The sequence below is a fragment of the Aeromicrobium phragmitis genome, assembly GCF_003674095.1.
GTDB classification, from domain to species: domain Bacteria; phylum Actinomycetota; class Actinomycetes; order Propionibacteriales; family Nocardioidaceae; genus Aeromicrobium; species Aeromicrobium phragmitis.
In genome coordinates, this window is sequence record NZ_RDBF01000001.1 from 568585 (window position 1) to 582151 (window position 13567).

Below are 13567 nucleotides of genomic sequence, written 5' to 3' on the forward strand. Positions count from 1 at the left end.
TTACGCTGGTCTCACGATGTGAGCACCGTCACATCGTGGCGCTCTCGCTCCGCCACCCCTGGAGCTGCGTCCCGTTGCACCGACCGCGGTCATCCCGCGCGACGGCGATTGGAGGATCGGCATGACCCTACCCATGACCCCGCAGCCCGGCGCCCTCGCCGGCGAGCACGAGCTCGTCCAGCTGCTGAGCCCCGACGGCACCCGGCGGCACGACCCCCGGTTCCCCGACGATGATGTCGAGCGCGAGGAGGTCGAGGGGTGGTACCGCGATCTGGTGCTCACCCGTCGCATCGACACCGAAGCCTTCGCCCTGCAGCGGCACGGTGAGCTCGGACTGTGGCCACCGGCGCTCGGCCAGGAAGCCGCACAGGTCGGCTCGGGCCGCGCGCTTCGCCCTCAGGACTTCGCCTTCCCCACGTACCGCGACCACGGCGTCGCGTACTGCCGAGGCGTCGACCCGGCGAACCTGCTCGGGCTCTTCCGCGGCACCGAGCTCGGCAGCTGGGACCCGCAGGACCACCGATACGGCCTCCCGCAGATCATCATCGGTGCGCAAACCCTGCATGCCACCGGCTACGCGATGGGACTGTTGCTCGACGGCGCGGTCGGCCACGACGACCCGGAGCGCGACGCCGCGGCGATCGCCTACCTCGGCGACGGCGCCACCAGCCAGGGTGATGTCGCCGAGGCGTTCGTCTGGGCGGCGTCGTATCAGGCGCCCGTCGTGTTCTTCTGCCAGAACAACCAGTACGCCATCTCCGTCCCGCTCGAACGCCAGACCCGAGTGCCGATCGCCCAGCGCGCGTCGGGCTTCGGCTTCGAGGGTGTCCGCGTCGACGGCAACGACGTTCTCGCCTGCTACGCCGTCACCCGGACCGCCCTGCAGAAAGCCCGCGATGGCGGCGGCCCCACGCTCATCGAGGCGGTCACGTACCGGATGGGCGCGCACACCACGTCCGACGACCCCGCGCGCTACCGCACGGCCGACGAGACGGAGCAGTGGACGGCCAAGGACCCGATCGCCCGGGTCCGCACGTTCCTCGAGTCCGAGGGCAGCACGCCGGAGTTCTTCGGCGCCGTCGAGGCGGAGGCCGATGCTCTCGGTGCGCGGCTGCGGGAGGCGTGTGCGCGGCTTCCCGAGCCCGACCTCGCCGACCTCTTCTCCTTCGTGCACACCGATCTCCCGCCGGAGTTGGCCGCACAGCGTGACGATGTCGTCGCCTGGCAGGCCCTGGACGAAAGGGGCGCGGCATGACGACGCAGACGATGAGCCTCGGCGCGGCCATCAACGCGGGATTGCGTGCCGCGATGGAGCGCGACGACCACGTCGTCCTCATGGGCGAGGACATCGGACGCTTGGGCGGCGTGTTCCGGGTGACCGATGCGTTACAGAAGGACTTCGGCGAGAACCGGGTCATGGACACCCCGCTCGGGGAGTCCGGCATCGTCGGCACGGCGGTCGGTCTCGTGACGCGTGGCTACCGCCCGGTCGTGGAGATCCAGTTCGACGGCTTCGTCTACCCGGCCTATGACCAGCTCGTCAGCCAGGTGGCCAAGCTGCACTTCCGCAGTGCCGGCCGCATTCGGGTGCCGCTCGTGGTCCGGATTCCGTTCGGCGGCGGCATCGGCGCCGTCGAGCACCACTCGGAGAGTCCGGAGGCGCAGTTCGTGATGACCGCCGGTCTCAAGGTCGTCTCGTGCGCCACCCCGCACGACGCCTACTGGATGATCCAGGAGGCGATCGAGTCCGACGACCCGGTGATCTTCATGGAACCCAAGCGCCGGTACTGGGAGAAGGGCGAGGTCGACACGAGCGATCCCGGCGTCGACCTCTGGTCCTCGGTGGTGCGCCGCCGCGGCACTGACGCGACGCTCATCACGTACGGGCCCATGGTGCGCACGTGTCTCGACGCGGCGACGACGGCGGCCGACGAAGGCATCGAGCTGGAGGTCATCGACCTGCGCTCGCTCTCGCCGCTGGACCTCGGTCCGGTCGTCGACTCGGTACGTCGAACCGGCCGGGCCGTCGTCGTCCACGAGGCGCAGCGCACGCTCGGTCTCGGCGCGGAACTCAGCGCCCGCATCAGCGAGGAGTGCTTCTACTCCCTCGAGGCGCCGGTGCAGCGCGTCACCGGCTACGACATGCCCTATCCGCCGAGCCGGGTCGAGAACGAGTTCCTGCCGAGCGTCGATCGCATCCTCGACGCCGTCGACACCGCGAAGGAGTTCTGATGCCCGAATTCGCGTTGCCGGATGTGGGCGAAGGGCTGACCGAGGCCGAGATCGTCACGTGGCGGGTCGCCGAGGGCGACGAGGTGCAGGTCAACGACGTCCTCGTGGACATCGAGACCGCCAAGTCGGTGGTTGAGCTGCCGAGCCCGTTCGCGGGACGCGTCGGTGCGCTGCTGGCGAACGAGGGCGACACCGTCGCGGTCGGCACGCCGATCCTGCGGATCGACGCGGCGGACGTTGCGGACCCGGCGGACCCGGCGCCGCCCGCCGACGAGGACGCCTCGGAGGCGCCGAAGAACGGAGTCCTCGTGGGTTACGGCCCTCGCTCGGAGATCCTCGGCAGCGGGCGGCGTCGCCGTCGCGTGACCCGTGCCCCGAGGTCGTCGGAACCCGACGTGCCGGCTCCGGTGAGCGTCGCGGCTCTCGCCAAGCCGCCCGTCCGCAAGTTCGCCAAGGACCACGGCGTCGACGTGCGCGAGGTCACCCCCTCCGACCCTTCCGGCATCGTCAGCCGCGCGGACGTGGAGGCGCATCTCGCCTTGCGTCATACGAACGGAGGGTCGGAGCCAGCAGAACGTATGACGCAAGAGAAGGAAAGCGGGCGGGAGAGGCGAGTGCCCATCGCGGGGGTGCGCAAGCGGACGGCTGAGGCGATGGTGCAGTCGGCCTTCACGGCGCCGCACGTCACGGAGTGGGTCACGGTCGACGTCAGCGCGACGATGGACCTCGTGGACCGGCTGCGCGGCGATCGGGAGTTCGCCGACGTCAAGGTCACGCCGACGTTGATCGTGGCCAAGGCGGTGTGCCTCGCGCTGCGGCGCACGCCGGACCTGCATGCGCGGTGGAACGACGAAGCCCAGGAGATCGTCTTCCCCGAGCACGTGGGACTCGGCATCGCGACCGCTACCGACCGCGGGCTGCTGGTCCCGGTCGTCGAGAGCGCGGACACGATGTCGCTGTCCGAACTCGGCCGCGCCATCGGTGAGCTCGTGTCCACCGGCCGCGAGGGCAAGCTCCAGCCCGCGCAGATGACCGGCGGCACGTTCACGATCACCAACGTCGGCGTCTTCGGCGTCGACGCGGGCACGCCGATCCTCAACCCCGGTCAGTCCGGCATCCTCGCCGTCGGTGCGATCAACCGCCGTCCCTGGGTGGACGAGGCGACCGACGCGATCGTGCCACGGTGGGTCACCACGCTCGCGTGCAGTTTCGATCATCGGGTGGTGGACGGCGAGCAGGGCTCGCGCTTCCTCGCGGACGTCGCTGCGCTGCTCTCCGATCCGGTTCGCGCGCTGACCTTCTGACGCCGTACGCGCGACGAGGGCGGGACGACCGTGGTCGTCCCGCCCTCGTGGTGAACAAGAAGTGGTCGCGCTCCGCTCAGGCGGGAAGTCGCACCATCATCACGTTGACGACGCCGCTCTCGGCGAGCACACCCACCTCGCGGAAACCGCGACCGGCGTGGAAGGCGAGCGAGGCATCGTTGTGGTCGTAGACCTCCAGGCCGATGGGCTTGTCACGCTCGATCGCCTCGTAGAGCCGCGAGGCGACGCCCTTGCGGCGGTGATCGGCCGACACCACGATGCGATCGAGGTAGACGTAGTCATCGGTGTCGAAGTAGCCGTCGAACCAGCGGTAACGGCTCGAATCGTAGGCGACGCCGGGGGGCAGAGTGATGACGAAACCGGCGATGTCGCCGTCATCTTCCATCACCAGCGCCTGGTCGGCCATCGCCACGAGCTCGGCGGTCTTCGCGCGGTCGAGGGGGCCGACGCCCTCCAAGGCGTCCTGGTTGAGATCGACGATGGTGTCGAGATCGTTGTCGTTGATCGGTCGGATGGTCGTTGTCTGTGTCAGAACTGGGCTCATCGCCAAACAACGTTATGTCAATCTCCGGTCGATGGCTACCGCATCCGCCGAAGCGTGGCCCATGTCACACCGGCGGATCCGTGCGACGGCGGTGTGCTGGCCACTCCTAGAATGTCGAGGTGAACGTGGCGCATCCGGACCGAAACTCTCCGGGAGCGTTCCTCGTCTGGGGCGTCGCCGTCTCCGCCTATCTGCTGGCGGTCTTCCACCGCTCCTCGCTCGCGGTGGCCGGGCTTGCCGCCTCCGAACGGTTCGACATCTCCGCGTCGCAGCTCGCGACCTTCACGATGCTGCAGCTGCTCGTGTACGCGGGGATGCAGGTTCCGGTCGGGCTGCTCGTGGACCGCTTCGGTCCCCGGGCCGTCATGCTGGCTGGCAGTCTCGTGCTGGTTCTCGCCCAGACGGGGTTCGGGTTCTCGAACTCCTACGAGCTCGCGGTGCTGGCGCGCGTGTTCGTGGGGATCGGTGATGCGCTCACGTTCGTGTGCGTCCTGCGGCTGATCAACGCGTGGTTCGCGCCGCGACAGATTCCGCTGATCACGCAGATCACCGGTCCCGTCGGCCAGATCGGCGCGATCGTCGCCGCGGCCCCGATGACCTACGCCCTCGGCACTCTCGGGTGGACGCGGTCCTACGTGCTGGCGGCCGCGATGAGTCTGGTCGCGGCCATCGCCGTCCTGCTCGCCGTGCGCGACGAGCCGAGCCGTCGAACGGTTCGCGGCCCGGCGCTGTCGTGGACCAACATCAAGTCGAGCCTCGGTGCGTCCTGGTCCCACCCGGGGACGCGACTCGGCTTCTGGATCCACTTCACGACGCAGTTCAGCACGACGACCCTCGGTCTGCTGTGGGGCTTCCCGTTCTTCGTCCGCGGTGAGAACACCAGCGAGGCGTTCGCCAACGTCCTGCTCACCGTCATGGTGATCGCGGTCATCGCGGCTGGCCCGGTCCTCGGCTGGTTCGTCGCGACGTACCAGTGGCATCGCTCGACGCTGGTCCTGGCGCTCGTCTGGTCGATCATGCTCACGTGGACCGTGGTGCTGCTGTGGCCGGGCGACGCTCCAGGCTGGATGCTGGTGATCCTCGTGATCGTCGCGGGCGTCGGCGGACCGGCCTCGATGATCGGCTTCGACCTCGGTCGGACGTCCAATCCCATCGAACGGCTCGGCAGCGCCACCGGGATCATCAATCAGGGCGGCTTCGTGGCGAGCCTCGTGTTGGTCGTGATGATCGGTATCATCCTCGACGCAGCGACGCCGGGGTCGAGCGCGGCGTACACGCCCGAGGCGTTCAAGCTCGCGATGAGCTTCCAGTACGTCCTGTGGACGCTCGGGCTCGTGCAGATCTGGCGCTACCGCCGAAAGGCGCGGGCCCGACTGCGACGTGACGACCCCGACGAGTGGGGACGCATCTCGGGCCGCGAGATCAGCTGACCTCGAACTGCACACCTGCGGCGCGTTCGGAGACCTCCCACAGGCTGGCGGCGAGGGCCTCGTCGCGGGCAAGCCGCGTCATGCCGACCCGCCGCGGGTGCTTGCCGCGCAACTGCTGGAAGCCGCCGGGCCCGAGGTACTCGCCTCCGCTCAGCGCGGGATCCGTCGCAGCGCGGAGTAAGGGGAGGGCGCCCATCGATGCGGACTGCCCGATGACACCGGTGATCTGATGTACGGCGATCGCCGGCAGCGAGGAGCCGTGCAACGTGAGCCCGGTCTTGGTCAGGTTGGTCGAGGCGTAGCCCGGATGCGCCGCGACGCTCGTGACCGCGAGGCCCGCCGCCTTGGTTCGCCGGTCGAGTTCGAGAGCGAACAGCAGGTTGGCGAGCTTGGACTCCCCGTACGCCTGCCAGCGCCGGTAGCGAGGCGGGCTGCTCCCGGCGGTCAGGACCCGAAGGTCGAGCCGTCGGGCGGAAGCGTGGGCCAAGGAGGACACCGTGACGACCCGCGCCCCGTGCCGCAGCGCCGGCCACAAGCCGGCGGTCCACGCGAAGTGGCCCAGATGGTTCGTGCCCATCTGCAACTCGAAGCCGTCCTTGGTGCGCGAGAAGGGCGGGATCATGATCCCCGCGTTGTTGACGAGGATGTCGACCCGCTCGACCGACCCGGCGAGTTCGGTCGCTGCGGCGGTGGTCTGCGTCAGATCGGCCAGATCGAGCCGGACCACCTCGATCTGTGCGTCCGGCGCTTCGCGCCGCAACCGGTCGACGGCGTCCTGGGCCTTCGTGAGATCGCGGGCCGTGACGATCAACCCTGCACCGCGCCGGGCGAGGCCCAGAGCGGTGGCGGCGCCGAGCCCGCCTGTCACGCCGGTGATCACCGCCGTGCGCCCGCGAAGATCGCCGATGTCCTCGGTGGTCCAGGTATCGCTCATCGGAAGTCCTAGGGGGTGACGGCCAGACCGGTGAGGACGCGGTGCGCGAGCTCGGTGTCTCCTTCGACCGTCACGGGGACCTGACCGGGCTTGCGTCGTCCTCCGCCGAGGATGGCGAAGGACTCGGTGTCCATCGTGAGCGTCGTCTTCGGATCGGCGTCGGTGTCCCCCGCGCGACCGTCCTCGCCCACAGCCACCGTGCGGGTGAAGGGAATCGCGCCGGTGACCACGACGCCGACCGGGTGGTCCGCCGGCGCCCCTGCCCGCTTGCCGACGACGAACGGGAGGGCGGCACGGAAGCTCTGTACGGCCACATGGGCACCGGGAGAGTCGAGGTTGCCGCTGCGGCCGAGTGCGCGGCGCAGATCCTGCTCGTGCATCCACGCATCGATCGCCCGGTTACGCAACAGGGTGTCCCAGGTCCACGGCGTGCCCGCGAGGGTGCTGGGCGCCACGGCCTGGGGATCGTCCGGCAGCACCTCGAGTTGGGCAGATCGGCGATCCACCGCGGCGCGGAGGCGGGCCAGGAGGTCCGGGAGTGGCACGTCGTTGAGCGCGTCGACGCCTGCCTGGGTGTACTCCGCGGACAACCCCTTCGGGCCGTCGGGCCTGGCGCTCTCCGAGCCGTCGGCCAGGACCTCCTCGAGATGGACCAGGTGCGCCACGACGTCGCGGACGGACCAACCGGGGAGGTCCGTGACTCGGTCGGCGTCGTCGGCGGTGAGGTCGAGATCGAGGACGGCGTTGACGGAGTGCCGCCAGGCGTCGACATAGGTCTGCAGGCTCATGGGGCCAACCTAGGGCGCTCGGTGCGATTCGTCACCCCTGCGGCCGGCTCCGCCGCCACGCGGTCAGCCCGATGACCGCGATCCCCGCCACGAGCGAGCCCCACGCGATCATCGAGCCGGTGCGGTCGCGGGCGTCGAGGTCGTCCACGACCGCATAGCCGTAGATGGCGCTGTCGGAGCGCTCGTCGGCCGGACGGCACTCCACGCTCATCTGCTCGCGGCCGTCCTCCATCAGGGCGATGAGGTGCCAGCGGGTGCCGTCCGAGCTGACGGTCACGTCGACCACGGAGTCCGCGGGGATGGAGGTTCGCTCCTCCCCGGGACCGACCGCCTCGCAGGTGATCTCGCGACCGGGCTGCGGCAGGTCCGTGAGGACGGCGACATCATGACCGGAACCGTCGAACGGCTGGCCGACCGGAGTGACGGTGCTGTCGCGCAACTCGTCCCACGCTCCCGCGGTGTAGGCCGTCGCGCCGACCCAGCCGACGGCTGCGATCAAGGCGCCGGTGACGTACCACGCGCGAGATCTCACCGCGCCACTGTGCCATACCGCTCGGTGTGCCTTCGGCGAGACACGACGAGGGCCCCACCCCCGGCGGGGCCCTCGTCGTCAGCGGGGAGGATCAGAACGCCGAATCATCCAGTTCCATGACCGACAGGTCGACGTTCTCGGCGATCTGCCGCTCGGCGGCCAGCTTGGGCAGGACGCTCTTGGCGAAGAACGAGGCCGCGGCGACCTTGCCCTCGTAGAAGGACTTCTCGGCACCCGTCGCTCCGGCGTCGAGCTTGGCGGTCGCCACCTCCGCGCCACGCAGCAGCAGCCAGGAGACCACCAGGTCACCGAGCACGTAGATGAGGCGCGTCGTGTTCAGCGCGACCTTGTAGACGTTGCGGGCGTCGCCGCTCTCCTCGGCGGGATTGGCCGCCATGAGGTCGTTGAACATCGCGCCGACGATCGCTTGGGCGTCGTCGAGTCCCTTGGCGAGCAGCTCGCGCTCGACCTTGAGGCGGCCGTTGCCGGACTCGTTCTTGATGAACGCCTCGATCTCGTTGTTGAGGAAGCCGAGCGCCGTGCCCTTGTCGCGGACGATCTTGCGGAAGAACAGGTCCTGACCCTGGATCGCGGTCGTGCCCTCGTACAGGGTGTCGATCTTGGCGTCGCGCACGTACTGCTCGACCGGGTAGTCTTGCAGGAAGCCCGAGCCGCCGAAGGTCTGCAGCGACTCGGTGCCCAGCAGCACCCACGAGCGCTCGGAGCCGTAGCCCTTGACGATCGGGAGCAGGAAGTCGTTGACGGACTCGGCGAGCGAGGCATCCTCGCCGGCCGCCTTCTTGATCGCGATCTCGTCCTGCCAGGTGCCCGCGTAGATCATCAGGGAGCGCAGGCCCTCGGCGAACGCCTTCTGCGTGAGCAGCGAGCGGCGCACGTCCGGGTGATGCGTGATCGTCACGCGAGGAGCCGTCTTGGCCGGGTTGGTGAGATCGGCGCCCTGCACGCGCTCCTTGGCGTACTCGAGGGCGTTGAGGTAGCCGGTCGACAACGTGGCGATGGCCTTGGCGCCGACCATCATGCGGGCGTTCTCGATGACGCGGAACATCTGGTTGATGCCGTCGTGCACCTCGCCGAGCAGCCAGCCGGTGGCCGGCTCGCCGTCGCCGAAGGTCACCTCGCACGTGGTGGAGACCTTGATGCCCATCTTCTTCTCGACGTTGGTGACGTAGGCGCCGTTACGCTCGCCGGTGAGCTCACCGGTCTCGAGGTCGAAGTGGTACTTGGGGACGAGGAACAGGCTCAGGCCCTTGGTGCCGGGCCCGCCGACGCCTTCGATGCCCACCGGACGGGCCAGCACGAGGTGCATGATGTTCTCGCTCATGTCGTGCTCGGCCGAGGTGATGAAGCGCTTGACGCCCTCGATGCGCCACGTGCCGTCCTCGTTCTGGAACGCCTTGGTGCGGCCGGCGCCGACGTCGGACCCGGCATCGGGTTCGGTGAGCACCATCGTGGTGCCCCAGCGCCGCTCGATGATGTGCTCGGCGATCCTCTTGTCGCGCTCCGTGCCGTTCTCCCACACGATGCGGGCGAACGCCGGGCCGGCGCCGTACATCCACACCGGAGGGTTGGCGCCGAGGACGAACTCGCCGAGCGACCAGATGAGGGAGGAGGGGGCGGGCTGACCGCCGAGCTCCTCGGGAAGCTGCAGACGCCACCACTCGGAGTCCATCCAGGCCTGGTAGCTCTTGGCGAACTCGGGGTTCATGGCGACCGTCTTGGCGTCGGGGTCGTAGGCCGGCGGGTTGCGGTCCGCGTCGACGAAGGACGCCGCGAGGTCCTCGCGGGCCAGGCGCTCGACCTCGATGAGGATGCTCCGCGCCGTCTCGCCGTCGACCTCGGCGAAGGGCCCGGAGCCCATGACCGAGTCGCGGTCGAACAGCTCGAAGAGATTGAACTCGACGTCACGCAGATTGCTCTTGTAATGGCTCATGCCAGCGTCCTTCAGGGGTACGTTCGGATCGATCGGCTGACCGGAGGTTTACTGCCGGGTAACTTAAGTATCTCGCGAGTAACTTAGGAGTTCAACCCCGGGGTCGCGGGAACGAAGAAGCCCGCTTGCTCCAGAGCAAGCGGGCCATACTCGCGGTGGGAATGCGAAGGACAAACGCGGTCGCCGACGCTCACGGCGCCCCGTGGAGCAGGCGGGTCAGGGGCGACGGACGATGAGGAGGGCGATGTCGTCCTCGACGAACTCGTCGCCGACGGTGTTGGCGACGAGACGGCTGCACGCCGTCTCCGGGTCGTCGGCTGCTGAGAAGTGGGCGCGGACGATGTCCAACTGCTGGTCGGTCGATCGCGAATACGGGTCCTGCGCGTCCATCGGTCGCTCCACCAGTCCGTCGGTGTAGAAGCACAGTGACGAACCCGCCGGGAGCTCGACCGCCGTCTCGTTCCGTTCGAAGTCGCCGATGCCGAGCATCGGGTCGTTCTCGAGCGGGATCTCCCGCGGCGACTCGCCAGGTGCGGCCAGCAGCGGCGGCCAGTGTCCGGCCGAGCTGAAGGTGATGGTGTCGAACGGGGGATGGATCACGGCGTAGACGACGGTGGCGAAGGCGCCGTCCTCGAAGTGGCGGATCTTGCGATCCAGTCGTTCGAGGACCTGCGCTGGACGGTCGTAGTCGAGCGCGTAGGCCCGCAGTGCGCTGCGGAGCCGTCCCATGATCACGGCGGCCGGGAGGCCGTGGCCGACCACGTCTCCCATGACGAAACCGATGCTGCCCCCGGGGAGGCTGAACACGTCGTACCAGTCGCCGCCCAGGTCGCCCTCGGCCGGAACGTAACGCGCGGCGGTCTCGAGGCCGCCGATCTCGCGAGGAGTCGTGGGCAGCAGGCTGCGCTGCAGGATGAGTGCCGCGTCGTGCGCGCGGTGCACCCCGGCCGGCTCGGCGATCGCGGCGACCTGCTGGGCGAACTCGAACAACGTGGCGACGTCGTCGTCGCTGAACTCGTGTCCCTCGAAGGTGCCGACGTGCAGGACGCCCAGGAGCCGTGACGGCGTCAGGACCGGAACGCCCAGCAGCGATTGCACGCCCGACGTGCGGAGCAGGGGGTTGATGACGTTCTCGCGCGTGACCTGCGAGAGGCTCAGGGGCTGGCGCGACAGCGCGATCCGGCCGGCGAAGCCCTGGCCCACCGGAACGCGGGAAGCGGCGCGCAGGGTGTGCCGCAGGCCGACCGAGGCGTAGGGCTCGAGTACTGTGCCGTTCTCGCTGACGAAGAGCAGCGATGCGGTCTGGGTTCGCAAGCGGCGGCGCGCCTCGTGGAGAATCGCCAGAATGTCAGGGTCGACCGGGTCGGCGCGGGCGGACGCGGCATGCGCCCCCGGGGTTGCCGTCCCTGCCCTGCTCGGTTTCACCCGCGCACTGTACCCCGGGGGTCGTCCGTTTCCCCAGGGGCAGGCGGGCGTTTACCGACGGAAGCGGGCCGCGAACGCGGCGAACTCCTCGCTGCTGAGTGACGTGGCTTGCGCCCACGACTCGAAGTCGAGGGACTCCGCCAGGTCGGCGGTGGCCGCGATCTGGACCGACCGCTTGATGTCGGCCATCAACGCGGGGTTCCGCGCCGCGTAGGCGGCAGCCAGTTCCTGGGCCCGGGCTCGCGCGTCGTCGGCGATCTCCTGGGCGATGCCGAGGCGCAGGCCGGTCTCGGCGTCGATGATCTCGCCGGCGTAGAGCGCCGCGGCCGTGTTGGCCGAGCCGATGCGCTGGGTCAGCATCGACGTGCAGCCACCGCCGGGGTGGAGGCCGATCTTGGAGAACGTCGGGCCGAATCCCGCCTTCGGTCCGGCGACGATGACGTCGCAGGCGAGCGCGATGTTGAGTCCGGCACCCACGGCGGCGCCGTGCACCGCGGCGATCGTCGGGATCGTGAGGTCGCGGATGCCGAGGAAGGAGCTGTAGACGCGCATCAGGTGCTCGCGCAGCTGTTCGACGGGGCGGCTCGTGTCGCCGAAGAGACTGTCGACGTTCGCTCCCGAGCAGAACGCCTTGCCGGCGCCTTGGACGACGAGGACCCGTGCCTCGCCGTCGCTCGCCACCGTCGCGACCGCCGCTCGGAGCTCGTCCAACAGCGGCATGTCGAGGGCATTGAGGCGGTCCGGCGCGTTCAAGGTGATCGTCCGAATCGGTCCGTCGGACTCCAGCAGCACGAGTGACATGGCGTCACCGTAGCGTGCGCGAGCGTCCCCTTGCGTCATACCTTTCGCGGCCCCTGACCCTCCGAACGTATGACGCTATGACCGCCAGCGGTGCAGGGTCGCTATGATCGGGGTCGACGCCGGTGTAGCTCAATGGCAGAGCGCTTGCTTCCCAAGCAAGATACGCGGGTTCGATTCCCGTCACCGGCTCCACTGTTTCCCGTCGACTCTCGCCACTACGCTGCGTTCCATGTCAGTCTTCGTGTCGCACACCACCGTCGACTGCCATGACGCGTTCGCCCTCAGCGAGTGGTGGCGGAACGTCCTGGCCTACGAGATGGACCCGGACGACCCGAACGAGCCCGGGCACGAAGAGTGCAGCATCCACGACCCCGAGTCGGGCCACACGCTCCTCTTCATCGAGGTGCCCGACGCCGAGCTTCCCGAGAAGCGGATCCACTTCGATGTACGCCCGCGCGACCGCAGCCGGGACGAAGAGATCGCGTGGCTTGAATCCCAGGGCGCTCGGCTCGTCGCGGACCGCCGCGGCATCTACGGACCGGGAAGCGGGTGGGCCACGTTCGCCGACCCCGAGGGCAACCAGTTCTGCGTGCTCCGCTCGGAAGCCGAACTCGAGCAGCAGGAGTGAGAAGTACGCCGAGCCATTCCGCGGCACGTGGCTACGCATGCCTAGGGTCAGTCCATCAGGTGTGCTTCTTCCAGGAGTCGGGCCAGCGCGGTCAGCGACGGGGTGGCGTTCTCGGCGGGCCAGACCAGGGCGAGTTGGCTGGTGCCTTCAAGACCTTGGACGGGAAGAAAAGCGAGGTCGGCGCGACCGCTGTGGTCGGCAACCGGCTTGCAGACCAGCATCCCGTGGCGACCTGTGGCAGCCAAGGCGAGCCCTTGTTGGACGGTCGTGATCCCGGTCGTCGAGACGATCGGCATGCCCGAGGGCGTAGTCGGTGGGGTGCGGGCACTCATCCAGTAGTGCGGGGCGCCACCTTCGCGGTGAAGCAGGTCCACGGCGGCCAGTGACTCGATGTCCAGCATGGGATGTTCGGTGAGAGGGTGACCCTGAGCGATGGCGAGGAACTGATCCTGCGGCGGGAACCGAAAACCTACGGTGAGTCCGGGCTCGTGGACAGGCAGCTCGATGATGGCCGCATCGACATCACCCGCGAAAAGGGCGTCGAACGGTGAACCGAGAGGCAGGTCGCGCGTATGCACCGTGACGCCGTGCCGTTCATCAAGAACCCGGAAAGTGCGGGTGATCTCCTCATAGACCATGCCGGTGAAGCCGATCCGTAGCTCTTCGAGAGCCCCCCACATCGCTCGCTCTCGGGCATGGACGAACGTCGAAGCCAGGTGCTGATACGCCGGCCGAACCTCGCGCACGAACTGCTCGCCCAGCCGCGTCAACGAGACTCGACGGCTGGTGCGCTGAACCAACCGGGCACCGATCCGCTGCTCCAGCGAGCTGATGAGCTGACTTGCTCTCGATTGCGAGTAACCGAGGCGCTCTGCGGTGCGACCGAAGTGCAACTCTTCAGCCAACGTCAGCAGGCACTCGATCTGTTGAACATGCACCTGACTGAGCGTGGACACGGTCTTCACCATATCGATGAG

13 protein-coding genes and 1 tRNA gene are annotated in these 13567 nt (G+C 68.8%); 6 read left to right on the plus strand and 8 right to left on the minus strand.

Annotation, left to right across the window (positions count from 1 at the left end; genetic code table 11):
• The first annotated feature begins 121 nt into the window (after positions 1 to 121).
• From pdhA to D9V41_RS02715, 3 genes are read left to right on the plus strand one after another with little or no spacing between them, the layout of a single operon-like run.
• The gene (gene pdhA, locus D9V41_RS02705) at positions 122 to 1255 is read left to right on the plus strand and encodes a pyruvate dehydrogenase (acetyl-transferring) E1 component subunit alpha (RefSeq protein ID WP_121792960.1); all 1134 of its coding nucleotides are present in this window, start codon (positions 122 to 124) and stop codon (positions 1253 to 1255) included.
• The gene (locus D9V41_RS02710; protein ID WP_121792961.1) at positions 1252 to 2232 is read left to right on the plus strand and encodes an alpha-ketoacid dehydrogenase subunit beta; all 981 of its coding nucleotides are present in this window, start codon (positions 1252 to 1254) and stop codon (positions 2230 to 2232) included. The genes pdhA and D9V41_RS02710 overlap by 4 nt, the downstream gene beginning before the upstream one ends.
• Positions 2232 to 3536 carry a dihydrolipoamide acetyltransferase family protein gene (locus D9V41_RS02715; protein WP_121792962.1) on the plus strand — a complete coding sequence of 435 codons (1305 nt, stop codon included), beginning with the start codon at positions 2232 to 2234 and terminating at the stop codon, positions 3534 to 3536. The genes D9V41_RS02710 and D9V41_RS02715 overlap by 1 nt, the downstream gene beginning before the upstream one ends.
• A gap of 76 nt (positions 3537 to 3612) precedes the next feature.
• On the opposite strand, the gene D9V41_RS02720 is transcribed toward D9V41_RS02715, so the two are convergent.
• Positions 3613 to 4101 (minus strand): GNAT family N-acetyltransferase, encoded by a 489-nt coding sequence (locus D9V41_RS02720; RefSeq protein ID WP_121792963.1) that lies wholly within the window; start codon positions 4099 to 4101, stop codon positions 3613 to 3615.
• Positions 4102 to 4220: 119 nt separating this feature from the next.
• On the opposite strand from D9V41_RS02720, the gene D9V41_RS02725 reads away from it, so the two are divergent.
• Entirely contained in the window at positions 4221 to 5531 is a 1311-nt protein-coding gene (locus D9V41_RS02725; RefSeq protein WP_243697130.1) for an MFS transporter, read from the plus strand.
• Here D9V41_RS02725 and D9V41_RS02730 read toward each other — a convergent pair.
• From D9V41_RS02730 to D9V41_RS02755, 6 genes are all read right to left on the minus strand, one after another.
• Positions 5524 to 6465: an oxidoreductase gene (locus tag D9V41_RS02730; protein ID WP_121792964.1), complete on the minus strand. Its 942-nt coding sequence runs from the start codon at positions 6463 to 6465 to the stop codon at positions 5524 to 5526. The two genes, D9V41_RS02725 and D9V41_RS02730, sit on opposite strands and share 8 nt — an antisense overlap.
• 8 nt (positions 6466 to 6473) lie before the next feature.
• Positions 6474 to 7253, minus strand: coding sequence for a maleylpyruvate isomerase family mycothiol-dependent enzyme (locus D9V41_RS02735; RefSeq protein ID WP_121792965.1), 780 nt, complete (start codon positions 7251 to 7253; stop codon positions 6474 to 6476).
• 31 nt (positions 7254 to 7284) lie between these two features.
• Positions 7285 to 7785 (minus strand): hypothetical protein, encoded by a 501-nt coding sequence (locus D9V41_RS02740; protein WP_121792966.1) that lies wholly within the window; start codon positions 7783 to 7785, stop codon positions 7285 to 7287.
• A 91-nt stretch (positions 7786 to 7876) separates the two neighbouring features.
• Positions 7877 to 9736: an acyl-CoA dehydrogenase gene (locus D9V41_RS02745; protein ID WP_121792967.1), complete on the minus strand. Its 1860-nt coding sequence runs from the start codon at positions 9734 to 9736 to the stop codon at positions 7877 to 7879.
• 216 nt (positions 9737 to 9952) lie between these two features.
• Positions 9953 to 11161: a PP2C family protein-serine/threonine phosphatase gene (locus D9V41_RS02750; protein WP_121792968.1), complete on the minus strand. Its 1209-nt coding sequence runs from the start codon at positions 11159 to 11161 to the stop codon at positions 9953 to 9955.
• A 51-nt stretch (positions 11162 to 11212) separates the two neighbouring features.
• On the minus strand, positions 11213 to 11962 hold the full coding sequence (locus tag D9V41_RS02755) for an enoyl-CoA hydratase (RefSeq protein ID WP_121793041.1): 750 nt from the start codon (positions 11960 to 11962) through the stop codon (positions 11213 to 11215).
• A gap of 118 nt (positions 11963 to 12080) precedes the next feature.
• On the opposite strand from D9V41_RS02755, the gene D9V41_RS02760 reads away from it, so the two are divergent.
• Positions 12081 to 12154 (plus strand) — tRNA-Gly (locus tag D9V41_RS02760).
• A gap of 37 nt (positions 12155 to 12191) precedes the next feature.
• On the plus strand, positions 12192 to 12590 hold the full coding sequence (locus tag D9V41_RS02765) for a VOC family protein (protein WP_121792969.1): 399 nt from the start codon (positions 12192 to 12194) through the stop codon (positions 12588 to 12590).
• 47 nt (positions 12591 to 12637) lie between these two features.
• Here D9V41_RS02765 and D9V41_RS02770 read toward each other — a convergent pair whose 3' ends face one another.
• Positions 12638 to 13558, minus strand: coding sequence for a LysR family transcriptional regulator (locus D9V41_RS02770; RefSeq protein WP_121792970.1), 921 nt, complete (start codon positions 13556 to 13558; stop codon positions 12638 to 12640).
• Positions 13559 to 13567: the final 9 nt, after the last annotated feature.